The organism is Herbiconiux oxytropis (assembly GCF_024979315.1).
Lineage (GTDB): Bacteria > Actinomycetota > Actinomycetes > Actinomycetales > Microbacteriaceae > Herbiconiux > Herbiconiux oxytropis.
Genome location: NZ_JANLCK010000001.1, coordinates 136,390 through 159,218 on the forward strand (window position 1 = coordinate 136,390; position 22,829 = coordinate 159,218).

Annotated in this window: 17 protein-coding genes; 6 read left to right on the forward strand and 11 right to left on the reverse strand. The window is 70.6% G+C overall.

From position 1 onward, the window contains the following. The first annotated feature begins 47 nt into the window (after nucleotides 1-47). Nucleotides 48-1,022, forward strand: a complete 975-nt coding sequence (locus N1028_RS00680; RefSeq protein ID WP_259524824.1) for an endonuclease/exonuclease/phosphatase family protein — start codon at nucleotides 48-50, stop codon at nucleotides 1,020-1,022. Here the strand turns inward: N1028_RS00680 and N1028_RS00685 are convergent. Together N1028_RS00685 and N1028_RS00690 are read right to left on the reverse strand one after the other, a co-directional pair. Then, complete coding sequence (locus N1028_RS00685; protein WP_259524825.1) at nucleotides 1,019-1,576, reverse strand: hypothetical protein; 558 nt, start codon at nucleotides 1,574-1,576, stop codon at nucleotides 1,019-1,021. The two genes, N1028_RS00680 and N1028_RS00685, sit on opposite strands and share 4 nt — an antisense overlap. A 103-nt stretch (nucleotides 1,577-1,679) precedes the next feature. Beyond that, nucleotides 1,680-2,903 carry a cysteine desulfurase family protein gene (locus N1028_RS00690; RefSeq protein WP_259524826.1) on the reverse strand — a complete coding sequence of 408 codons (1,224 nt, stop codon included), beginning with the start codon at nucleotides 2,901-2,903 and terminating at the stop codon, nucleotides 1,680-1,682. 83 nt (nucleotides 2,904-2,986) lie between these two features. Here N1028_RS00690 and glgX point away from each other — a divergent pair, with 83 nt between their 5' ends. After that, nucleotides 2,987-5,047, forward strand: a complete 2,061-nt coding sequence (gene glgX, locus N1028_RS00695; RefSeq protein WP_259524827.1) for a glycogen debranching protein GlgX — start codon at nucleotides 2,987-2,989, stop codon at nucleotides 5,045-5,047. 149 nt (nucleotides 5,048-5,196) lie between these two features. On the opposite strand, the gene N1028_RS00700 is transcribed toward glgX, so the two are convergent. Further along, the gene (locus tag N1028_RS00700) at nucleotides 5,197-6,675 is read right to left on the reverse strand and encodes an MFS transporter (RefSeq protein ID WP_259524828.1); all 1,479 of its coding nucleotides are present in this window, start codon (nucleotides 6,673-6,675) and stop codon (nucleotides 5,197-5,199) included. A gap of 74 nt (nucleotides 6,676-6,749) precedes the next feature. Between N1028_RS00700 and N1028_RS00705 the strand changes: the two genes are divergently transcribed. Then, on the forward strand, nucleotides 6,750-7,370 hold the full coding sequence (locus N1028_RS00705; RefSeq protein WP_259524829.1) for a TetR/AcrR family transcriptional regulator: 621 nt from the start codon (nucleotides 6,750-6,752) through the stop codon (nucleotides 7,368-7,370). On the opposite strand, the gene glgP is transcribed toward N1028_RS00705, so the two are convergent. Then, nucleotides 7,351-9,945: an alpha-glucan family phosphorylase gene (gene glgP / locus N1028_RS00710; RefSeq protein ID WP_259524830.1), complete on the reverse strand. Its 2,595-nt coding sequence runs from the start codon at nucleotides 9,943-9,945 to the stop codon at nucleotides 7,351-7,353. The genes N1028_RS00705 and glgP overlap by 20 nt on opposite strands. A 115-nt stretch (nucleotides 9,946-10,060) precedes the next feature. Here glgP and N1028_RS00715 point away from each other — a divergent pair, with 115 nt between their 5' ends. Both N1028_RS00715 and glgB read left to right on the forward strand, forming a co-directional pair. Further along, nucleotides 10,061-12,217 carry an alpha-1,4-glucan--maltose-1-phosphate maltosyltransferase gene (locus tag N1028_RS00715; RefSeq protein WP_375163394.1) on the forward strand — a complete coding sequence of 719 codons (2,157 nt, stop codon included), beginning with the start codon at nucleotides 10,061-10,063 and terminating at the stop codon, nucleotides 12,215-12,217. Then, nucleotides 12,217-14,436, forward strand: coding sequence for a 1,4-alpha-glucan branching protein GlgB (gene glgB, locus N1028_RS00720; protein WP_375163395.1), 2,220 nt, complete (start codon nucleotides 12,217-12,219; stop codon nucleotides 14,434-14,436). Before N1028_RS00715 ends, glgB begins: the two co-directional genes overlap by 1 nt. 338 nt (nucleotides 14,437-14,774) lie before the next feature. Here glgB and N1028_RS00725 read toward each other — a convergent pair whose 3' ends face one another. Both N1028_RS00725 and N1028_RS00730 read right to left on the reverse strand, forming a co-directional pair. After that, the gene (locus N1028_RS00725; RefSeq protein WP_375163396.1) at nucleotides 14,775-15,755 is read right to left on the reverse strand and encodes a tetratricopeptide repeat protein; all 981 of its coding nucleotides are present in this window, start codon (nucleotides 15,753-15,755) and stop codon (nucleotides 14,775-14,777) included. After that, on the reverse strand, nucleotides 15,752-17,566 hold the full coding sequence (locus N1028_RS00730; protein ID WP_259524831.1) for a DUF8094 domain-containing protein: 1,815 nt from the start codon (nucleotides 17,564-17,566) through the stop codon (nucleotides 15,752-15,754). The genes N1028_RS00725 and N1028_RS00730 overlap by 4 nt, the downstream gene beginning before the upstream one ends. Nucleotides 17,567-17,696: 130 nt before the next feature. On the opposite strand from N1028_RS00730, the gene N1028_RS00735 reads away from it, so the two are divergent. Beyond that, nucleotides 17,697-18,752: an AI-2E family transporter gene (locus N1028_RS00735; RefSeq protein WP_259524832.1), complete on the forward strand. Its 1,056-nt coding sequence runs from the start codon at nucleotides 17,697-17,699 to the stop codon at nucleotides 18,750-18,752. Nucleotides 18,753-18,758: 6 nt separating this feature from the next. Here the strand turns inward: N1028_RS00735 and N1028_RS00740 are convergent, their stop codons facing one another. From N1028_RS00740 to N1028_RS00760, 5 genes are read right to left on the reverse strand one after another with little or no spacing between them, the layout of a single operon-like run. Further along, a complete protein-coding gene (locus N1028_RS00740; protein WP_259524833.1) occupies nucleotides 18,759-19,478 on the reverse strand; it encodes an alpha/beta hydrolase in 720 nt (239 codons plus the stop codon). Between the two features lie 5 nt (nucleotides 19,479-19,483). Beyond that, complete coding sequence (locus N1028_RS00745) at nucleotides 19,484-19,795, reverse strand: Rv1322 family protein (protein ID WP_259524834.1); 312 nt, start codon at nucleotides 19,793-19,795, stop codon at nucleotides 19,484-19,486. Nucleotides 19,796-19,823: 28 nt separating this feature from the next. Then, nucleotides 19,824-21,485 carry a cation:proton antiporter gene (locus N1028_RS00750; RefSeq protein ID WP_259524835.1) on the reverse strand — a complete coding sequence of 554 codons (1,662 nt, stop codon included), beginning with the start codon at nucleotides 21,483-21,485 and terminating at the stop codon, nucleotides 19,824-19,826. 18 nt (nucleotides 21,486-21,503) lie between these two features. Next, nucleotides 21,504-22,154, reverse strand: a complete 651-nt coding sequence (locus N1028_RS00755) for an aggregation-promoting factor C-terminal-like domain-containing protein (RefSeq protein WP_259524836.1) — start codon at nucleotides 22,152-22,154, stop codon at nucleotides 21,504-21,506. A 10-nt stretch (nucleotides 22,155-22,164) separates the two neighbouring features. After that, complete coding sequence (locus N1028_RS00760; protein WP_259524837.1) at nucleotides 22,165-22,806, reverse strand: aggregation-promoting factor C-terminal-like domain-containing protein; 642 nt, start codon at nucleotides 22,804-22,806, stop codon at nucleotides 22,165-22,167. Nucleotides 22,807-22,829 lie beyond the last annotated feature (23 nt).

Consider the following 22,829-nt stretch of genomic DNA (forward strand, 5'->3'; position numbering starts at 1 on the left):
GCCCATGATGAGGGCAACGTCCAGTCGGTGCGTGCAGAATGTTCGGGATGTCTGCACTGCTCCAGGCGCCCGGCCGCACCGCGCGCACCATCACCCGGCGGAGGCGGCCCCGCACCGGGCTCGCCCTCGTGGTGTGCGTGCTGTCGCTCGTCGTCGCGGCCACGCTCGGGTTCCATTTCCTGGTGCCCGATATCGCGGGCTTCGGGCTGCTCGTCGAATCCGCGCTGCCGTGGCTCGGTCTCGTCATCCCTGTGCTCGTCGTCGCGGCATTCGTCAGCCGCAGCCGGGGTGCGATCCTCGCCGCCGTGGTGCCCGTGATCGTCTGGGCCGTCATGTTCGTGCCCGCGATGGTGCCGCTCTCCTGGACGGCACCGGCCGCATCCGCGTCGACCCTCACCGTGGCGAGCCAGAACGTGGAGGCCGGTTCCGGCACCGCCGGGGAGTCGGCGCGTGCTCTCGCCGAGACCGGAGCGCAGGTCATCGCGCTGCAGGAGATGGACGACGCGGGGCGCGAGGAGGTCGCCGGCGTGCTCGGCGAGGCCTACCCGTACACCTACGGCATCGGCACCGTCGGGGTGTGGAGCGCCTACCCGATCGAGAACGCTCAGGCGCTCGACCTCGGTCTCGGCTGGCAGCGGGGCATCGCCGCCGACCTCGCGACGCCGTCGGGCCTCGTGAGCATCTACGTGGTGCATGCCGCGTCGGCCAGGCCCGGCGACCACGCCGCCCGCGACGAGATGCTCGCGAACCTTGCCGACTACCCCCCGCGCGACGAGAACTCGCGCCTGCTCCTGCTCGGCGACTTCAACGCGGCCTCCACCGACCGCTCGATGGCGGGCCTGTTCGACTCCCTCGACGAGGCCAACCAGTCCGGCGGCGGTCTCGGCTTCACCTGGCCCGCCGCCTTCCCGGCCACGCGCCTCGACCACGTGCTGCAGCGCGGCATGGAGGTCGTCTCCCACACCACCCTCCGCGTCGGCGCCTCCGACCACCTCGCGGTCCTCACCACCCTCAACCTCTAGCGCGCCCGCCCTGCAACCCGTGCGAGCCCCGGGTGGCGGTAGAGGCCCGAGCGCCGCACCACGACCACCGTCCAGCCGAGCTCCCGGAGGTGCTCGCGCCGAGCAGCGGATCCAGCAGCGCGACTCGTCGAGGCATCCGCCCAGGGTGCCAGACCCGCATGCCCGCGCAGAAGTTCTCCACAGGAACGAGAGGACCACCTCGCGTCGGGTAACGCTAAACGCTCGACAACCGACGCTCTGGAGCGGTGAGCGCTACCCGGGCGCTCAGGTGCGGGGGCGCTGCGTGCCTGCGGGTGCGGTAACGACTGAGGGTCGGCGCGTCCCGCCACGTGGGCCCGACGCCAGACCCAGAGCCCCGCGGCGGCCACGACGGCGCCCGCGGCCAGACCCAGGATGCCCACGAGGAACAGATCCATCGTGAAGGCGAAGGCTGCGCCCGCGAAGAGGAAGGTGGCGCCGATGAGGTACCAGACCGCGTAGCCGTCGGCCGGCAGCCGCGAGCCGTCGGACCGGCCGACGGCGGGTGGCTTCGGGGTGGGGTGGTGGTTCGTCACGGTCTGCTCCTCGTGCGCGATGCGTCGATGGTCTCGTCCTGTCCTTCCACGCTAGGCGGCACCCGAGCGCCCGGCATCCCCCGCGCGACGGACATCCGACCCGCTACCGCCCCACCTCGCGCGCCGCGAACCCCGCACGCCGGGCGGCCGCGTAGGCCGCGGGCAGCGCCGCCACGAGGGCGTCGATGTCGTCCGCCGTGGTCCCGTGCCCGAGCGTGAACCGCAGGGCCCCGCGCGCCTCGTCATCCGGAACGCCCATCGCCTTCAGCACGTGCGACACCTCCGGCACCCCCGCCTGGCACGCCGATCCGGTCGACACCGAGAACCCCGCCATGTCGAGCAGGAACAGCAGCGAGTCGCCCTCGCAGCCCGGGAACGTGAAGTGCGCGTTGCCCGGCAGCCGCCCCCGCCCGCCGTCCGAGGCGGGGTCGTCCCCTCGCAGAACCGCCTCCGGCACCGCCATCCGCACCCCGGCCACCAGCCGGTCGCGGAGAGCTGCGAGCCCGGCCACGAACGGAGAGGGGCCGTCGGCGAACTCCCCAGTCACCGCGCGCGCCGCCGCCGCGAACGCCGCGGCCCCCGCCGCATCCTGGGTGCCCGAGCGCACCCGCTGCTGGTTGCCACCGTGGATGAGCGGCTCGACCGTGCTCCGCCGTGCGAGCACGAGCGCGCCGACCCCCACGGGTCCGCCGATCTTGTGCGCCGAGACGCTCAGCGCCGCGGCCCCCACCGCGTGGAAGTCGATCGGCAGGTACCCGTAGGCCGCCACCGCGTCGACGTGCACGGGCACCCCGAAGTCGTCGGCGACCGCGACGAGCGAGGCCACCGGCTGCACCGTGCCCACCTCGTTGTTGGCCCAGATCAGCGTCACGAGAGCCACGGATGCGCCGTGCAGCTCGAGCGCCGAGCGCAGCACCACCGGGTCGACACGCCCCACGGAGTCCACCGGCAGCTCCACCACCTGTGCGCCCTCGTGCCGCGCGAGCCACTCGACCGCGTCGACCGTGGCGTGGTGCTCCCCGCCCGGCACCAGCACGACCGGGCGCGAACCGGGCGCGCCGGCCGCGCCCTCCTGCCGGGCCCACCACAGCCCCTTCACCCCGAGGTTGATCGACTCGGTCCCCCCGGAGGTCAGGATCACCTCGACCGGCTCGGCCCCCACCGACTCGGCGATCGCCTCGCGAGCCTCCTCGAGCATCCGCTTCGCCCCTTGCCCCTGCGAGTGGATCGACGACGGGTTGCCCACCAGCGAGAGGGCGTCGATGTAGGCCGAGCGCGCCACCGGAAGCAGCGGCGTGGTGGCGGCGTGGTCAAGGTAGACGGGCATCGTGATTCGCGATCCAAGCGGGCGCAACGGCGGTGATCTAGCGGATTTCGAGGTGGCGGAAGCCTGCAACTACTCTAAGTCCCATGACCCCGGCCGACCCCCTCGCGCGCCTCGGCGTGCGTCAGACCTCCCATGGCGGCGAGCTGCGCGTGTGGTCGCAGAACGCCACGAGCATGGAGCTCTGCCTCTACGACCACAAGGATCCGAACTGGATCTACAAGACCGTGCCGATGACCAAGGATGCGGGCGACGTCTGGTCGGCGCGAACCCGCTCCCTCGCGCCCGGCCGCCGCTACACGCTGAGGGTCGACGGGCCCGACGGGCCGATGGACGCCTTCGATCCGACACTCGCCCTCCTCGACCCCTACGCGAGGGGCCTCGTGCGCTCCGGCCGCGAGCAGTGGCGGAGTGTGGTGGTCGACGAGGAGTTCAACTGGAACGGCGTCGAGAAGCCGCGCACCCCCCTCGACCGCACCGTCATCTACGAGGCCCACGTCAAGGGCCTGTCGAAGATCAACAACCGTATCCCCGAGAACCTCCGCGGAACCTACGCGGGCCTCGCGCACGAGTCGAGCATCGGCTACCTCAAGAGCCTCGGTGTGACGGCCGTCGAGCTCCTCCCGGTGCACGCCTTCGTGAGCGAGCAGCGCCTGCAGAAGCAGGGCCTCACCAACTACTGGGGCTACAACACCCTGGGCTTCTTCGCCCCGCACAGCCTCTACGCCTCGAGGGCGGCGCAGGCCGAGGGGCCGGGCGCGGTGCTCCGCGAGTTCAAGGGCATGGTCAAGCTGCTGCACGAGGCCGGCCTCGAGGTCATCCTCGACGTGGTCTACAACCACACCGCCGAAGAAGGGCGGATGGGCCCGACCACGAGCTTCCGCGGCATCGACAACGCCTCCTACTACCGCCAGACGGCGCGCGGCGACTACATCGACGTCACCGGATGCGGCAACTCGATCGACACGTCCACGCCCGCGGCCACCCGGCTCATCCTCGACTCACTGAGGTACTGGGCGAACGACGTGCAGATCGACGGCTTCCGCTTCGACCTGGCGGCGACCCTCGGCCGGAACGCCGACCACTACTACGACCCGGAGCATCCGCTCATCACCGGCATCGTCGACGACCCCGAGCTCGCCGGGGTGAAGATGATCGCCGAACCGTGGGACGTGGGGATGGGCGGTTGGCAGACCGGCAACTTCCCCGCCTGCTGGTCGGAATGGAACGACCGGTTCCGCGACCGGATGCGCAAGTTCTGGCTGCGCGACATCAAGTCGATCCGCGAGAACGGCAACCCGGGCGACGGCGTGGGCATGCTCGCCACCCGCATAGCGGGCTCGTCGAACACGTTCGTGCAGGCCCGCGGCCCGCTCGCGAGCGTGAACTTCGTGACCGCTCACGACGGCTTCACCCTCGCCGACCTCACCGCCTACAACGTCAAGCACAACGTCGGCAACGGCGAGGCCAACCGCGACGGCACCGACAACAACATGTCGTACAACCACGGCATCGAGGGGCCCACCACGAGCCGCGCGATCGAGCAGTCCCGCCGCCGGGCGATGCGCAACCTCATGGGCACGCTGCTGCTCTCGGCGGGAGTGCCGATGATCACGGCGGGCGACGAGTTCGGCCGCAGCCAGAAGGGCAACAACAACGCCTACTGCCACGACTCCGAGCTGACCTGGATCGGCTGGGACCGCCGCACCTGGCAGAAGGACCTCTGGCGCACCACCCAGCACCTGCTCCGGATGCGACGTGAGAACCCCGCGCTCCGGCCCATCCGGTACGGGGTCTTCGGCGAGCGCACCCCGGGGGCCAGCCAGATGGACTGGTACGACGCCCGCGGCGAGTCGATGTCGGTGGCCGACTGGAACTCCGCCGAGAACCGCACGCTGCAGTACGTCGCGGCGTCGACCCCCGACCAGGAGCCGTTCAACCGCATCCTGACCGTCATCCACGGTGTCGAGGAGCCGATCGCGGTCACGCTCCCCGTGCATGACGACGTCGAGGCCTACGAGCTGCTCTGGGACTCGGGCCAAGACTCCCCGACGACCCACCACCACGACGACCCGCTCCCCCGCTTCGCGCCGGGCCAGGAGGTCGAGGTGGCGGCGGCCTCCCTCCAGCTCTACCGCGCGGTCTGAGCGCCAGTCCGCCCCGTCTGACCGCCCCCGTCCCTCGCGACTTGACAGTAGTTGCGGCTAAAGACGCCGACTTGACACAAGATGTGCCAAGTCGGCGCTCTTACGCACAACTACTGTCAAGTCGCTGGAGCTCCGAGCGCGGCCGGAGTTCAGGGCGCGGCCGGAGCCGCCCGAAGGTCGCGGGCCGCCCGAAGGTCGCGGGCCGCCGGGCGGTCGCGGCCCACCGGGAGGAAGAGGGCCACCACCGCCGCGAGCGCGAGGGCCCCTGCCCCCACCGCGATCGCGGGGATCGCCGCGTCGACGTACCCGTCGGGCGTGAACGAGCCGCCGGCCCCCGTGAACACCGCGGTGAGCACGGCGATGCCGAGGGCCACCCCGATCTCGCGGAGGGTCGAGTTGGTGCCCGAGGCCTTCGCGTTGTCGTCCGAGCTCATGTTCGCGAGCACGGCGGTCGACGAGGGGGCGAAGACGAGTCCCATGCCCACGCCGGCGAAGACGAAGGCGGGCACGAGGGCGCCGTAGTCGAGCGTGGTCGACATCACGGCGGCGAGCCAGCCCACGCCGACGGCCTGCAGCACGAGCCCCGCGACGATGAGCAGGCGCGTGCCCACCCTCGGCGCGATCAGGCCGGCGAGCGGCGCGATCACCATGGGCGCGAGAGTCCACGGCATCGTCATGACGCCCGCCTCGAGCGGTGTCGCCCCGCCCACGATCTGCAGGTACTGGATGAGGATGAACACCGACCCGAAGATGCCGAAGCTGAAGGTCAGCCCCACGATGTTCGCCACGGTGAAGCTGCGGTCGCGGAACAGCCGGAGCGGCAGCAGCGGGTTCGGCACCCGGCGCTCCCAGAGCACGAACGCCACGAGCAGCACGGCGCCCGCGGCGAGCGCCCCGGCCACCTCGAGGCTCGACCAGCCCGCGTCATTGCCGCGCACGATCCCGAAGACGAGCCCCAGCACGCCGAGGCCGGCGAGGAGCACGCCCACCACGTCGGCCCGGAGTCGCGCCCCGAACGAGTTCGGCAGCGCCAGCAGCACGAGCGGCACGCTCAGGATGCCGATGGGCACGTTGAGCCAGAAGATCGCCTCCCAGCTGAAGCCCTCGATCACGGCGCCGCCGATGAGCGGCCCGGTCGCCACTCCGAGGCCCGCGACCCCGCCCCAGATGCCGATCGCGAGCGGCCGGAGTCGGGCGCTCACCGAACCGACGAGGAGGGTGAGCGAGAGCGGCATGAGCGCCGCAGCGCCGACGCCCTGCAGCGCGCGTGCCGCGATGAGCATGCCGGGTTCGAGGGCGACGGCGCAGAGGGCCGAGGCCGCCGTGAAGACCCCGATGCCGGCGAGGAAGACCGTGCGCCGGCCGTAGCGATCACCTAGCGCCACCGCGAGGAGCATGAAGGCGGCGAAGCTCAGCGTGTAGGCGTTGATGAACCACTGGAGCTGCTCGATCGACGCATCGAGCTCGCGGCCCAGCACGGGAAGGGCGCTCGTGACCACGAGATTGTCGAGCGAGGCCATGAACATGGGCACGCTCGCCGCCACGATGGCGAGCCACACCGGGATGCGCCGGGCCGGCCGGGTGGGCCGATCGGCGGTCGGCGCTGATCGGGTGTCGGTGATCGCCACGAGAGACTCCTTCGGAATGAGGTAATCGGATGATTACAAGTGACGATAAGTAATCAACTGATACCATGTCAAGCGTGACCGACAAGAAGACGCGGATGTCCTCCGACGAGCGGCGCGAGCTCGTGCTCGACGCCGCCACGACCGTCTTCGGCGAGGCCGGCTACCACGGCGCGAGCACGGATGCCGTGGCGAGGGCCGCCGGGGTCAGCCAGCCCTACGTGGTGCGCATGTTCGGCACGAAGCAGCAGCTCTTCCTCGACGTCCTGGGGCGGGCCCTCGACCAGCTCATGGAGGCGTTCCGCGCCGCGATCGCCGGAGACCCCTCCGTGCCGCTCGGCCGACGCCTGGGTCTGGCGTACTTCGAGCTCACCGCGAACCGCGGCATCCTGCTCTGCCTCATGCACGCCTTCGCCCTGGGTGCCGAGCCCGTCATCGGTCCGTCAGCGCGCTGCGGCTTCATGGACGTCTATCGCCTGCTCCGGGACGAGGGCGGCATGTCAGCCGACGAGGCATCGTCCTTCCTCGCCGGTGGCATGCTCTCGAACGTCATCCTGGGCGTGCGGATGCTCGACGACTACGACGAGGAGCCGGCCGTGCGCGAGCTCATGCTGACGGTGTTCCCCGAGAAGCTCGAGATCATCCGTGCGACGCACCCTCCGCGTCAGCCCGATCCGGTCAGTGGGCGACGGCGATGAGGCCGAGCTCCGCCGGCGACGCGAGATGGGCGTGTTTCGGCACGACGCGCACGGTGTAGCCGAACGAGCCCGACCTCGCCAGGGCGACCGTGCCGGAGTAGACCCGCTCGGTCGAGCCGGCGCCGGGATCCCCGTTGGCACGCGCATCCGAGCCCGCATCGTGCGGCGTCGACAGCTCCACCGTGGCCGCCTCCGAGATGTCGTCGCCGTGCACCGCGTGCCCGTAGACCACCTCCACCGCGACATCCGCGGGCGACAGCGCTCCGAGCTGGATGTGCGCGCGCACGTGCAGCTCGTCGCCCACCTGCGGGGTGTCGTCTAGTCCGCCGGACTCCACGTGCACCACCGCGACCCCGCCCCAGGCGTCCTCGATCCGGTGCTTCCACTCCGCCAGCCCGCGGGCGGCCTCGTGGTCGTCGACGGTCATCGCCCGCTCGGCCGCGGCCGCCGGCACGTAGAGCCGCTGCACGTACTCGCGCACCATCCGCTCGGCGCTCAGCTCGGGCGAGAGGGTCGCGAGGGTGTGCCGGATCGACTGCATCCAGTGGCTCGGGATGCCGTCGGCGTCGCGATCGTAGAACCGCGGCGCCACCTGGTTCTCGAGCAGGTCGTAGAGCGCCTCGGCCTCGAGGGCGTCGCGCTCGGCGGCGTCTCCCGCCGAGTCGGCGGTGGGGATGGCCCAGCCGTTCTCGCCGTCGAAGTACTCGTTCCACCAGCCGTCGAGGATGGAGAGGTTGAGCCCGCCGTTCAGCGCGGCCTTCATGCCGGAGGTGCCGCAGGCCTCGAGCGGCCGCAGCGGGTTGTTGAGCCACACGTCGGTGCCGGGGTAGAGCAGCTGCGCCATGCCGATGTCGTAGTTCGGCAGGAACACGATCCGGTGCCGCACCTCGGGGTCGGAGGCGAAGTGCACGAGCTTCTGGATGAGCCGCTTGCCCTCCTCATCGGCCGGATGCGACTTGCCGGCCACCACGAACTGGATCGGCCGCTCGGGGTTCAGCAGGATCGACTTCAGGCGCTCGGGGTCGTGCAGCATGAGGGTGAGTCGCTTGTAGGTGGGCACCCGCCGGGCGAACCCGATGGTGAGCACCGTCGGGTCGAGCAGTCCCTGGTACCAGGCCGGCGGGATGGAGTCGGGGTTCTGCCGGCGCCACGCCTCGGTGACCCGGCGACGCGCGTCGTGCACGAGCTGGCGCCGCATGTCGCCGCGCACGGCCCAGAGCTCGGCGTCGGTCACCGCTTCCGAGGTCCAGTCGGCCGTGGTCGTGTGGCCGGTGCCGAGCTTCGTGCGGGCGAGCTCCTGCAGCAGCGGATCGGTCCAGGTGGGCGCGTGCACACCGTTCGTGACCGAGGTGATGGGCACATCGGCGCGGTCGAAGCCTGGCCACAGCCCGGAGAACATGCCCCGGCTCACCTCGCCGTGCAGCACCGAGACGCCGTTGGCGCGCTGGGCGAGACGGAGCCCCATCACGGCCATGTTGAACATGTCGGGCGATCCGCCCTCGTAGTCCTCCGCGCCGAGCGCGAGCACGTCGCCGACGTCGAGCCCCGGCAGCATGTCGGTCGAGAAGTAGCGCTGCACGAGCGAGCGGTCGAAGCGGTCGATGCCCGCAGGCACGGGAGTGTGGGTCGTGAACACCGTGCCGGCGCGCACCACCTCGAGGGCCTCGTCGAACGACAGCCCTCCGCCGATGAGGTGCGAGATGCGCTCGAGGCCGAGGAATCCGGCGTGGCCTTCGTTGGTGTGGAAGACCTCGGGCATGGGCTGGTCGGTGAGCTCGGAGACGACCTCGAGCGCGCGCACGCCGCCCACGCCGAGCAGCAGCTCCTGCAGCAGGCGATGCTCCCCGCCCCCGCCGTAGAGCCGATCGGTGACGCTCCGCAGATCGTCGTCGTTGTCGGGGATGTCGGTGTCGAGCATGAGCAGGCGCACGCGGCCCACCTGCGCCTGCCAGATGCGGGCGTAGAGCGCGCGGTCGTCGGGGAGCGCCAGCACGATCTGGGCGGGTGTGCCGTCGGCCAGCCGCAGAACCGACAGCGGCAGGCCGTCGGGGTCGAGCACGGGGTAGCTCTCCTCCTGCCAGCCGTCGCGCGAGATGGCCTGGGAGAAGTAGCCGGAGCGGTAGAACAGCCCCACGCCGATGATCGGCACCCCGAGATCCGAGGCCGCCTTGAGGTGGTCGCCGGCGAGGATGCCGAGCCCGCCGGAGTACTGCGGCAGCGCGGCGGCGATGCCGAACTCGGGTGAGAAGTAGCCGATGGTGCGGGGGCGCACGCCCTCGAGCCCCTGGTACCAGCGCGGTGCCTCGAGGTAGGCGTGCAGGTCGTCGCGGAGGCTGTTCGCCCACGCCACGAAGCCCGGGTCGTCGGCGAGCTGGGCGAGGCGTTCGGGGCGGACGGCCCCCAGCAGCGCGACCGGATCACCGAGGGTCGAGCGCCAGTCCTCCGGCGAGATGTGGGCGAAGATCTGCCGCGTGGGCTCGTGCCAGGCCCAGCGCAGATTGGCGGCGAGCTCGCCGAGCGCCGACAGCGACTCGGGCAGAACGGAACGGACGGTGAACCTGCGGATCGCCTTCACGGGGGTGGTCTCCTTCGGGGGTGGGCTCCGACCAACCCCGTCAGCCTAGGGCAGTCGGGTTGCGGCCTCGTGAACACGGGTTGCAGGCCTCTCCTTTGTCGGTAGGGTCTGAAGCGTGGCAGCTACGCGCAAGAAACCAGCGGCATCGTCGGCGGCGCCGGCCGAGAAGACCGCCCCCGTCAAGACTCCGGCCAAAAGCCCGACGAGCGCCGCGGCGACCACCGCGTCCGCACCCCCCACGACGTTCCAGCCCTCGATCGGCCGCATCCCGGTGCTCGGGGTCTTCCCTCAGGTCGAGGGAGGCCGCTGGCCCGCCAAGGGCTTCGTGGGTGAGGTGATCCCGTTCGGCGCCCTGGTGTTCCGCGAGGGCCACGACGCGGTCGGCGCGCACCTCGAGCTCGAAGCGCCCGACGGCACCGTGATCGACCGTCCGCTCACCCGCACCCACAGCTGGGACGACGAGTGGCGGGGCCTCGCGCAGGTCACGAGCGAGGGCGACTGGCGCTTCCGCATCCGCTCCTACTCCGACGACTACGCCACCTGGGAGCACAACGCCGGCATCAAGATCGCCGCGGGCGTCGACGTCGAGCTCATGTTCGCCCTCGGCGCCGAGCTCTTCGCGCGCCTGGCCGCCGAGAGCTCGCGGCCCGAGGCCGACCGGGCGCTCTTCGCCGAGGTCGCCGCCACGCTCGGCGCCACCGCAGGGCCGCAGACCGAGCGGCTCGCCTCCGCCTACCAGAAGTCTGTGACGGATGCCCTGGCCGTGCGCCCGGCCGAGAGCCTCGTCACGCACTCCGCGTGGCATCCGCTGCGCGTGGAGCGCACCCGCGCGGGCTCGGGCGCCTGGTACGAGTTCTTCCCCCGCTCGATCGGTGCGGAGCAGGACGCCGACGGCACCTGGCGGAGCGGCACCTTCCGCACCGCCGCCGAACGCCTCCCGGCCGTGGCCGCCATGGGATTCGACGTGCTCTACCTGCCGCCCATCCACCCCATCGGCGAGGCGTTCCGCAAGGGCCGCAACAACACCCTCGACCCGCAGCCGGGCGATCCGGGCTCGCCCTGGGCGATCGGCGGCGCGGCCGGCGGTCACGACGCCGTGCACCCGGATCTCGGCACGCTCGAGGACTTCGACCGCTTCGTGGCCGAGGCCAAGGAGGCCGGGCTCGAGATCGCGCTCGACTTCGCCCTGCAGGCCTCGCCCGACCATCCGTGGGTGAAAGAGCACCCGGAGTGGTTCACGACCCTCCCGGACGGCACGATCGCCTACGCGGAGAACCCGCCGAAGAAGTACCAGGACATCTACCCGATCAACTTCGACAACGATCCCGCCGGGATCCGCGCCGAGGCGCTCCGCCTGCTGGAGTTCTGGATCGCTCGAGGCGTGTCGATCTTCCGTGTCGACAATCCGCACACGAAGCCGCTCGACTTCTGGGAGTGGGTCATCCACGAGGTCAACGCCGCGCATCCGGAGGTCGTCTTCCTCGCCGAGGCCTTCACCCGGCCGGCCGCCATGCAGGGCCTCGCGAAGGTGGGCTTCCAGCAGTCGTACACCTACTTCACCTGGCGGAACACGAAGGAGGAGATCGAGGAGTTCTTCACCTCGATCTCCGAGGAGACCGACGCGTTCTTCCGGCCCAACCTGTTCGTCAACACCCCCGACATCCTCACGGAGTACCTGCAGTTCGGCGGCACCGCCGCCTACCGCATCCGGGCTGTGCTTGCGGCCACCGGTGCTCCCACCTGGGGCGTCTACTCGGGCTACGAGCTGATCGAGAACGTCGCGCGCCCCGGCGCCGACGAGAACCTCGACAACGAGAAGTACGAGTACAAGCCGCGCGACTTCGTGGCGGCCGAGGCGGCAGGGCGCTCGATCGCGGAGGACATCACGCGACTGAACGCCATCCGCCGCGTGCACCCGGCGCTCGGGCAGCTGCGGAACCTCCGGTTCCACGGCAGCGATGACGACTCGATCGTGGTCTACTCCAAGCACCTCGACGGCGAGTTCACCCCTGACGGCGTCTCCGACACGGTGATCGTGGTCGTGAACGTCGACCCGCACTCCGTGCGCGAGACCACCGTGCACCTCGACCTCACCGAGTTCGGGCTCCAGCCGGGCGCCGTCTTCGGCGTGACCGACCTTCTGAGCGGCAATCACTGGGAGTGGTCCGATCACAACTACGTGCGGCTGGATGCCTTCACGCAGCCCGCGCACATCCTGCACGTCAGTCCGCCGGTCGACGACGCGCATCCCGAGACGGAACGAGACTCCTGATGACGCTGCCCATCCCCTCCGCAGCCCCCGCCCTCCCCGAGATCCCCGTCGAGACGCTCGACGCCGTCGCGGCCGGCAGCTATTACGACCCGCACTCGGTGCTCGGCCAGCACCTTGTCGAGCTGCCGGGTGTCAGCGACCCGGTCACGGTCATCCGCTCGCTGCGGCCGCTCGCCCGCGAGGTGACCGCGGTGCTCGCGAACGGCGCCCGCGTCGATCTCGCCCACCTGCACGCCGGCATCTGGCAGGGCCACACCCTCACGGGGCTCTCGGACTACACGATCGAGGCGCACTACGACGACGACAGCACCTGGACCGCCGACGACCCGTACCGCTTCTCCCCCACGCTCGGCGAGCTCGACCTGCACCTGATCGGCGAGGGCAGGCACGAGACGCTCTGGGAGGTGCTCGGCGCCCGCGTCGAGGAGAAGTGGGGCGTCGACGCCGGTTTCCCCGGAACCGCGTTCGCCGTGTGGGCGCCGCACGCCAGGGCCGTCCGTGTGATCGGCGACTTCAACGGCTGGGACGGTGTGCGCCACGCCATGCGGAGCCTCGGCGGCACCGGGGTCTGGGAGATCTTCATCCCTGAGCTCGCGGCCGGAGCCAACTACAAGTACGAGATCCTCACCCAGCACGGCCAGTGGGTGAGCCGGGCCGACCCGATGGCCCGCGGCACCGAGGTGCCCCCGCTCACGGCCTCACGGATCGACAACACGAACTACGCCTGGAACGACGGCGAGTGGATGACGAAGCGCGCCGAGACGGATCCGCACACGCAGCCGATGAGCGTCTACGAGATGCACGTGGGCTCCTGGAAGCTCGGACTCGACTACCGCACCCTCGCCGACGAGCTCATCCCCTACCTGCAGCACCTCGGTTTCACGCACGTGGAGTTCATGCCGCTCGCCGAGCACCCGTTCGGCGGCTCGTGGGGCTACCAGGTCACCTCCTACTACGCACCCTCGTCGCGCTTCGGCTCGCCCGACGACCTGCGCTACCTGATCGATCGGCTGCACCAGGCCGGCATCGGCGTGCTCGTCGACTGGGTGCCCGGGCACTTCCCCAAGGACGAGTGGGCGCTCGCCCGCTTCGACGGTGAGCCCCTCTACGAGCACTCGGACCCTCGTCGCGGCGAGCAGCCCGACTGGGGAACTCTCGTGTTCGACTTCGGCAACAGCCAGGTACGCAACTTCCTCGTGGCGAACGCCCTCTACTGGTTCGACGAGTTCCACATCGACGGTCTGCGCGTCGACGCGGTCGCCAGCATGCTCTACCTCGACTACAGCCGGAAAGACGGCGAGTGGCTGCCCAACCAGTACGGCGGGCGCGAGAACCTCGAGGCCATCAGCATGCTGCAGGAGGTCAACGCCACGGCCTACCGCAAGTACCCCGGCATCGTGATGATCGCCGAGGAGTCGACCTCGTGGCCTGGCGTCACGCACGCCACGAACCGCGGCGGGCTCGGCTTCGGCATGAAATGGAACATGGGCTGGATGCACGACACCCTCGAGTACATCGAGGAGGATCCCGTGAACCGCAGCTACCACCACGGCAAGATCACCTTCTCGTTCATCTACGCCTTCAGCGAGAACTTCATGCTGCCGATCTCGCACGACGAGGTCGTGCACGGCAAGGGCTCGCTGCTCAGCAAGATGCCGGGCGACCACTGGCAGAAGCTCGCGAACCTGCGCGCCTACCTGGGCTTCATGTGGGCGCACCCCGGCAAGCAGCTGCTGTTCATGGGCCAGGAATTCGGTCAGCCCTCCGAGTGGAGCGAGGAGCGCGGACTCGACTGGTGGATCCTCGACCAGCCGGTGCACCAGCAGCTGCACGCGCTCGTGGGGCACCTCAACCGCGTCTACCGGGAGAACCCCGCCCTCTGGGCGCTCGACAACGAGCCCGCGGGCTTCGAGTGGATCGACGGCGGCTCGGCGTCGCAGAACCTCGTGTCGTTCCTCCGCTGGGACTCCGACGGCAACCCGATCGCCGTGCTGATGAACTTCTCCGGCGCCCCCGTGGGCCCGTACCGCGTGGGCCTGCCCTTCGGCGGCCGCTGGGACGAGCTCGTCAACACCGACGCCGTCGAGTACGGCGGCTCGGGCGTCGGCAACTACGGCTCGGTCGAGGCGGAGTACGTGCCCTGGTCGGGGAGGCCGGCGTCGGTGGAACTGACGTTGCCGCCGCTGGCGGCTTTGTTCCTGAAGCCCTATCGGGCTTGAGGGAGAGATTATTTATCTGCGCCGGTCCCCGCCCGGCGCAGGCGGACATGCTTCGGTGAGGTCGCTCACGCGGCCTCGCCGGCGCCCTGGGTCGTCTAAGAACGGCCAGCGGCTTTCAGCACCGTGCAGAAGTTCCGGTGAATGACGTGGGGGATGTAGTCGTCGCCTGCCAGGAATGACGATGCGGGTGATGCGAACGCGACCGGCCCTACTCGACGACCCAGGGTGACGGCGAGGCCGCGACAGCGACCTCACCGGAACATGTCGCGCGCGCCGGGCGGGGACCGGCGCGCCAACTAGCACAGCCGTCCCACCCACCGACTAGTTCCGCCGTGCTGTCAATACAGCAGCCCCGCCAGCCTGCGCCGCGCCCCCGCCACCCGCGGGTCATCCGTGCCCACGACCTCGAAGAGCTCCAGCAGGCGGGTGCGGACGGTGTTCTTGCCGTCGGGGTCCTGTTTCGGGAAGAGGTCGAGCAGGCGGCCGAAGGCGTCGTCGATGTGGCCGCCCGAGAGGTCGAGGTCGGCCACTAGGAGCTGCGCGTCGAGGTCGTCGGGCGCCTCGGCGGCAGCGGCGCGGATCTCGTCGAGCGACTTGTCCTGCAGGCGCGCGAGCAGCTGCACCTGGGCGAGGCCGGCGACCGCGAGCAGGTCGCGCGGGTTCTGCGCGATGGCGGTCTGGTATTCGGCGATGGCGAGGGCGTAGTCGCCCTTCTCGATCGCTTCGTAGGCCTCCGCGTGGTGCGGCGGCAGCGGCTCCTCCACGGGCTCGCCCGCGTCCGCGACGGATGCGTCGGCACCGGCCACCGAGACCGTCCCGGTGACGCCGTTCTGGGCCGCGAGCTGCAGCACCTGCTCGAGCACGGCGCGCAGCTCCTCCTCGGGGTAGGTGCCCTGGAAGAGCGAAAGCGGCCGGCCGCCCACGAGAGCGGCGACCGTGGGAACCGACTGGGCCTGGAACGCTTGGGCGAGCTGCGGGTTCTCCTGCGCCTCGACGCCCACGAGCACGAGCCTGCCGGCGTACTCCGTGACGAGCTTCACCAGCAGTGCGGTGAGCTCCTTGCTCGCCTCGGCCCAGTCGGCCTTGAGGTCGACGATCACGGGGACCGTGTTCGAGAGCTCGATGTAGCCCGTGAAGTTCGCGTCGGTGCCCTCGAGCACGAGCGAGGGCAGGGTGCCCACAGGCGCTCCCTCGGCTCCCGGCGCCGGAACCCCGGGTGTAGCAGCAGCGGCGCCCGCAGGGGCGTTCGCCCGGTTCACGAGCGACGAGAGGTCGACGGCACCGCGGAGGTTGCCGACGGAGGGCGGGGGCATGGTCACGGGAGCTCCTTCGCACTGACGAGGCCCTGGGTGAAGCCGAGCAGCTCGGCCTTCGAGGTGTCACCCGAGGGCGGGATGTAGAACAGCAGCTGGTAGTCGTAGACGGCCTCGGTGCCCTTGGCGGTCTCGTCGATGCCCGACAGCGCTTTGACGGCGCCCTGGGTGCTGATGGTGGCGCCGGACTCCACGGGGCGCACCGTCTCCGACTCGCGAAGCTCCACCGCCACGAGGGCGCCCGAGGCGCTCGTGGCGAGGGCGATGTTCTGGCCCGCTGCCGGCACCTGGGCGAACTCGATCGACGCGGTGTCGGAGAAGCCGGCCTTCTTGTCGGCCTTGTACTGCGCGCCGACCTGGGTGCGCAGGGTGTCGCCCTCCGGGTCGATGAGGTCGATGTACTGGCTGGTGTCGCCGGTGGTGAGGATGTCGGCGTAGGCCGTCTTCAGCTCGTCCGGCGTCATCTGCAGCAGCTTCGTGTCCGGCGCGAGCCGCGTGGTGCCCACACTGGCGGCGGCCACGGGTGGCAGGCTCGTGTCGGGCTCGAGCGTGATCTCGTAGGAGACCTTGTAATTCGAGCGCGGGGTCTCCTGCACGAGCATGAGGGCGACGGGCGGCACGACCGTGTCCTCCCCCTGCACGATGGTGAAGACCGTCTTGGGCCACACCGAGCTCGCCTGCGGCAGCACGACCTGCAGGGGTCCGGCGGGGATGGCCTGCGGAGCCGGGTACTCGGGGTATGCGGCCCGGATGGCGTAGGTCGCCGAGCGCAGTTCGAGCGCGGGCCCGGAGAACCGCTGGGAGAGCAGATCGGTGTTCGACGAGGCGTCGGCCTCGGCGGTGACCCCGGAGATGGCCGAGACGATGGCGGCGAGCTGCGCCTCGGTCACGGCGGGGGTGGGCGTGTCCTCGTCGACGGCCTCGGTGGGCTGCGCGTCGGCGCCGGGGGTGCTCGAGGGCTCGGGCGTCGGAGTCACCGTCTCGGCGGCATCGGTCGACGCGGTCTGGGGGGCCGCCTGGGGCCAGTAGTCGGAGGAGCAGCCGCCGAGCGCGAGCACGGAGACCAGCGCGACGGGTGCGGCGATCAAGGGGGCGATGGAGCGCCGGCCGCGCTTCACGCCGGACTCGATGCCGTTGGTGCGCGACGGGCTGAACCGCTTGCCCTTGGGCAGTGCCGGCGGCTTCCGGCGGGGTCGCTGCGAGCGGCGCATGTCGAGGAGGCCGAGCACGAGGAGCACGAGTCCGGCGAGAAGGAACGCGACGCCCGCCACGATCAGGGGCCCCACCCACGGCGTGGCGTTCGGGATCGGCCACGACAGGCGCACGGTCGTGGGCGCCGGCTGGGTGCCGTCCGACGCCACGAGCACCGAGTACCCGGCGGGCAGGCTCAGCGTGCGGTACATGGCGTCGTCGGTCTGGAACTGCTCGAGCCAGAGGTCGCTGCCCGCCGGGTCGGCGGATCCGCTCGCCACGTTCTCGGCGCCTTCGGGGTCGGCCTCGACCGTGGTGGAGGAGAGCTCGCCGGTCTCGGCGTCGTAGCCGATGGTGTCGTAGGTGGAGCCCTGGAGCCAGGCCTCGACATCCGAGGTTCGGCCGTAGGCGGCGAAGACCGTGTCGCTGCCCGAGAGCACGAGGGTCTGGTTGCCCTCGTGGGTGAGCAGGGTCGAACTGTCGATCATGGCGTAGGGCGCACCGCCCTCGAGCTGCACCGAGGAGGTGACGGTGCTGGGGGGAAGGAACACCGTTCGTTGCGCGACACCGACGCCGATCAGCGCGGTCGCGATGATGAAGGCGAAGATGGCGAAGATGAAGCGCACGAATACTCCTGACAAAAGACATTAAAAGATAGCCGATGGAGCAGGGCGACCCACTCAGGCTACGTCCAGGCGGCATCCACCCCTAGTATTGAGCAACGCCTGACCGGCCGAGCCTCCCGAGGAGCCATCGTTGAAGATCCAGAACGCCTTCACTCTGGGGCTCGTGGCCACATTGGGTGTGGGTGTCGGCCTACTGATCCTTGGGGCCGTGGCCTCTCTGGCCACCATCCTCACCTACATCGGGGTGGCGATCTTCGTGGCCCTCGGTCTCGATCCGATCATCTCCTGGCTCGAGCGCAAGCACTGGCCGAGGTGGCTCGCCATCCTCACCGTGCTGGTCGCGGTTCTGGGCGTGTTCACAGGCCTGGTGTTCGCCGTGGTGCCGATCATCGTCGAGCAGACCTCCCAGCTCATCGACCTCGTTCCCACCCTCGTCAACCAGCTGCTCGACCGCCAATGGCGCACGAACCTCACCGAGCAGCTCGGCGGCTTCATCGACGTCGAGGAGGTCTACAACGCGATCCTCACCTACTTCCAGGACGCCAGCAACGTCACGGCCCTCGCCGGCGGCGCGCTCCAGGTGGGGATCGGGATCGCGAGCGGACTCTTCGGCGTGATCATCGTGCTCATCCTCACCCTCTACTTCACGGCATCGCTGAACGGAATGAAGCGCGCGGTCTACCGCCTCGTGCCGGCCTCGAAGCGGGAGCGCTTCGCCGATTTGAGCGAGCAGGTCACGGGTGCCGTCGGCCGCTACGTCGTGGGGCAGATCAGCCTCGCACTCTGCAACGGCGTGCTGAGCTTCATCTTCCTCTCCATCATCCAGGCTCCCTTCCCCGCCGTGCTCGCCTTCCTCGCGGGCATGCTCTCGCTCATCCCGCTCGTCGGCACCATCTCGGGCTCGACCATCATCGTGCTGGTCTGCCTGATCCCGGGACTCGGCTCCCCTCTCACCGCGCTCGTCGCCGCCATCTACTACATCGTCTACATGCAGGTCGAGGCCTACCTCCTGAGCCCCAAGATCATGAACCGCGCGGTGTCGGTGCCCGGCTCGATCGTCGTGATCGCCGCTCTCGCCGGCGGCACCCTGCTCGGCGTGCTCGGCGCGCTCATCGCCATCCCCATCGCCGCGTCGTTCCTGCTCATCATCAAGCAGGTCGTGATCCCGATCCAGAACGAACGCTGAGGCCCGCTACGCGTCGTAGCTCGTCGGCAGCGGGTAGGCGGGAGCGTTGACCCGCGCCACGATCTCGTCGAGCACGCGCCGCACCTGCTGCTCCCCCACCCAGAGGTGCTTGCCGCCCTCGACGGCCACGAGCTCGAGCTCGGGCACCGAGGCGAACCGCTCGCGCGCCTCGTCCGGCCGCAGGTAGTCGTCGAGCTCGGGCACGATCGCCACGAGCGCCTTGCCGTTGCCTGCCCACGCGGCGACCTCCTCGGCCGACGCACGGTGAAGCGGCGGCGAGAGCAGGATGGCGCCCTCGATCGGGTACGCCGCCCCGTACTTGAGAGCGAGCTCGGTGCCGAACGACCAGCCCACGATCCACGGGTTGGGCAGCCCCTGCTCGGCCACGAAGTCCATCGCCGCCTTCACGTCGAAGCGCTCGGCGTCGCCGCCGTCGAAAGTGCCCTCGCTCGTGCCGCGCGGCGACTCGACACCGCGCAGGTTGAATCGCAGCACCGCCACGTCGGCGAGGGCGGGCAGGCGTGCTGCGGCCTTCCGCAGCACGTGCGAGTCCATGAAGCCGCCGTGGGTGGGCAGCGGATGCAGCGTCACGAGCGTGGCCACCGGGTCGCCCGAGAGCGGGGTCGCGAGCTCGCCCACGAGGGTGAGCCCGTCGTCGGTGTGCAGCTCGATGTCCTCGCGGCGGGCGGGCAGCTCGGTGGAGCTGCGGATCTCGTGGACGGCCATGCTCGTCAGGCTCCGATCTTCCAGCAGTGGGTGTGCCAGTGGCGACGCGCCGCCAGGTCGCTCGCATCGCCCATCACGCCGTCAGCGCGCCAGGTCACGAGGTGGGCCGTTCCCGGGGCGATGGGCACGCTGCAGCCGGGGCAGGCATACGCCTTCACCGCGCTGGCCGCCGACACGGGCTGCACGTTCCACGAGCGGCCCTGGCGGTGCTCGGTGCGCCGCCAGCCCGCCATCAGGTGGCTGAGGTCGCCCTCGTCGTCGCCGGCTCCACCGGCCGCCGGGCCACCGGGGCGGCGGGGGCGATTGCTGCGGGGCATCCCCCCAGTCTACGAGCGGCTGCCCGCCCTAGTGGGAGTCCGACCCGTCGGTCTGCTGCAGCCGCGACTCCTCCTGGTCGAGCATGAGCTGGGCGCGCACGAGGATGCGGGAGGAGTAGACCCCGCGCCCTCTCGCGTCGAGGAGCGCCGAGCGCTCGGCGCGGAGCACCTCGAGCCGGAGCACGCGGTACTGCCGGTGCGGCTCGACCCGGTCGGCCTCGGTGCGGGCGCGCTCCCACGCCGACTCGCTCCGCAGCACCGCGTCGCTGCGCACCCGCTCGACCACGATCTCGTCGACCTCCTCGCCCCCGGGGAGGCTCAGGGAGGGCGACTCGAGCACGCGCAGGCCGGCGCCGCGCAGCTCGTCGACGAGCGTGGCGAACTCGGCGTGGTCCGCCGTCTCGTCGATCCCTTTGAGCTTCGTGACCTTGATGATCCACGGCAGCGTGCCGCCCTGCAGCACGAGGGTCACGATCGAGACCGTGAAGGCGATCAGGATGAGCTGGTTGCGGTACGGCGTCTCCTCCGGCAGCGACTGGGCGGCCGCGACGGTGACGACCCCGCGCATCCCGGCCCAGGTGAGCACGAGCCCGCCGCGCCATCCGGTCTCCTCCTCGAGCGAGGCGTCGTTGGCCGCGGTGCGCGGGCCGATCAGCCCGGCGTCGAGCTTGCGCTTGACGCGAGCGCGCTGGAAGGCGAGCAGCGGTCCCACGAAGCCGAAGCGGATGGCGAACAGCACGAGCGCGGCCAGCACCCCGAGCGCGATCGCCTGGGGCGCGTCGAGATTGTCGCTCCCGCTGCCGCGGACGGCGTGCAGGAAGATGTCCTTGAGCTCGAGCCCCATCAGGAGGAAGACGCCGTTCTCCAGGAGGAACTGGATGGTGCGCCAGTTCAGGCGTTCGCTGATGCGGGTCGAGGCCGAGAAGTGCTTCGCCCCCATGTGCCCCGTGTAGAGGCCCGCGACCACGACGCTGAGCACTCCCGACGCCCCGATCGCCTCGGCCGGGATGTAGGCGAGGAACGGGATGACGAACGAGACCGCCGTGGTGAGCACCGAGTCGTGCAGCTTCGAACGGAAGAAGACCGTCACGAAGCCCACGATCATGCCGACCCCGATGGCGAGCACCGAGGAGTAGGCGAAATCGACCACGACTCCCCCGAAGCCGCCGAGGGCGATGGTTCCGGCCGAGGCGGCGATCGCGGTGCGCAGGAGCACGAGGGCGGAGGCGTCGTTCACGAGGCTCTCGCCCTCGAGCACCGCGATGAGGCGCGGGGGGAGGCCGAGCCGTTTGCCGATCGAGGTGGCGGCCACGGCATCCGTGGGACTGATCACGGCCCCGAGCGCGATGGCGGCCGCGAGGTTCAGGTCCGGCAGGATCATGTACAGCAGGAAGCCCGTGACGAGCGCGCTCACGATGACGAGCAGCACCGAGAGCATCGAGATGGCGCCGAAGTTCTTGCGGAAGTCCACGAGCGGCAGGTTGATGGCCGACGAGTAGAGCAGCGGCGGGAGCACACCCGCGAGGATGAGCTCGGAGGGAACGTGGATGGGCGGGACGCCCGGGATGATCGAGATCGCGATGCCTATCACCACGAGCACGATGGGCGTCGCCAGCCGGAGCTTCGGGGCGAAGGCCGAGACCCCGACGATGATGATCAGACAGACCACGGCGACGATCTCGAGCCTCATGGGCTCAGCCTAGTGAAACTAGTACCAGCCCTGGTCCTCGGAGGTCGCCCAGGCCTCGCACGGCGAGCCGTAGCGCCCGGCGATGTAGCCGAGGCCCCAGCCGATCTGCACGTGCGGGTCGGACTCCCAGCCCGGGCCCATCTTCTCGCCCGGCAGTGCCTGCGGGATGCCGTGCGCGCCGGAGGAGGCGTTGTGGGCGGCGGGGTTCCAGCCGGACTCGCGGTTCCAGAGCGCCAGGAGGTAGTAGTACTCCTGTTCGCTCCAGCCGTAGCCGGGCATGGCCTGGTAGGCGATGTCCTGCACGCTGCCGGGCTCCGGGGCACCCGGGGTGGGCACCACGTGGGCGCTGCACGAGCCGGCGGCCTCAGCGACGCCGCCACCGGAGATGGGGGCGGGGACGGGGACAGGTGCCGGCGGCGGGGGTGGGGGCGCCGGCAGGGTGACCGTGTAGGCGTCTCGCGTGACGGCCGCGGCGGCGTCGCCCGCGAACTCGAGCGACTGCACCGAGCCGTCGCGCTCCGTGACCTCCGGCGCGAACGACTCCGACGCGTTCGCGACGGCGCCGAACTTGGGGTCGACCGCGAACAGGAGAACGAAGCCGACGGCCACGGCGAACGCCACGATCTGGAGCCCCGTGCGGACGACGGGGTGGGTGGAGCTCTTCGTCATCGACATGGGATCAGTACCAGTGGTTCGCGTCGGAGTGGGCGAGGGCGGAAGCGGGGTCGCCGTAGCGGCCCTGGATGTAGTTGAGGCCCCACGTGATCTGCGTCGCCGGGTTGGTGAGCCAGTCGGCGCCGGCCGACGACATCTTGTTGCCGGGGAGGGCCTGCGGGATGCCGTATGCGCAGCTCGAGCTGTTCAGGGCGTTCACGCGCCAGCCGGACTCGCGGCTCCACAACGCGATGAGGGCGTCGAACTGCGCGCCCGTCCAGCCGCGCTCGGCGGCGAGACCAGCGGCGACGGCCTGCGCTCCGGCGGGATCGGCGACGGCCGCGTTCGGATCGGGGCAACCGGAGTCGCCGGACCCGGACTCCGACTCGGCGGGTGCCTTGGTCTCGACGATCACGGGCTTCGGCGCCTCGGTGACCGAGTACGTGTCGCGGAACACGCTCGCCGCCAGGGAGCCGCTCACGTCGAGCTCCTGCAGCGCGAGACCGCTCTCATCGAACTCGCCCGCGAACGACGCCGAGGCGGGGGCCGCGGTGCCGACGTTGGGCGCCACGACCACCACGAAGGCGGAGGCGGCGACAGCCACGAGGCCGACGAGCTGGAGGGCGAGTCGGCCCGTGGTGCGGGAGGTCGAGGGGTGCTTGGACACGATTCGACCGATTTTAGCCCATT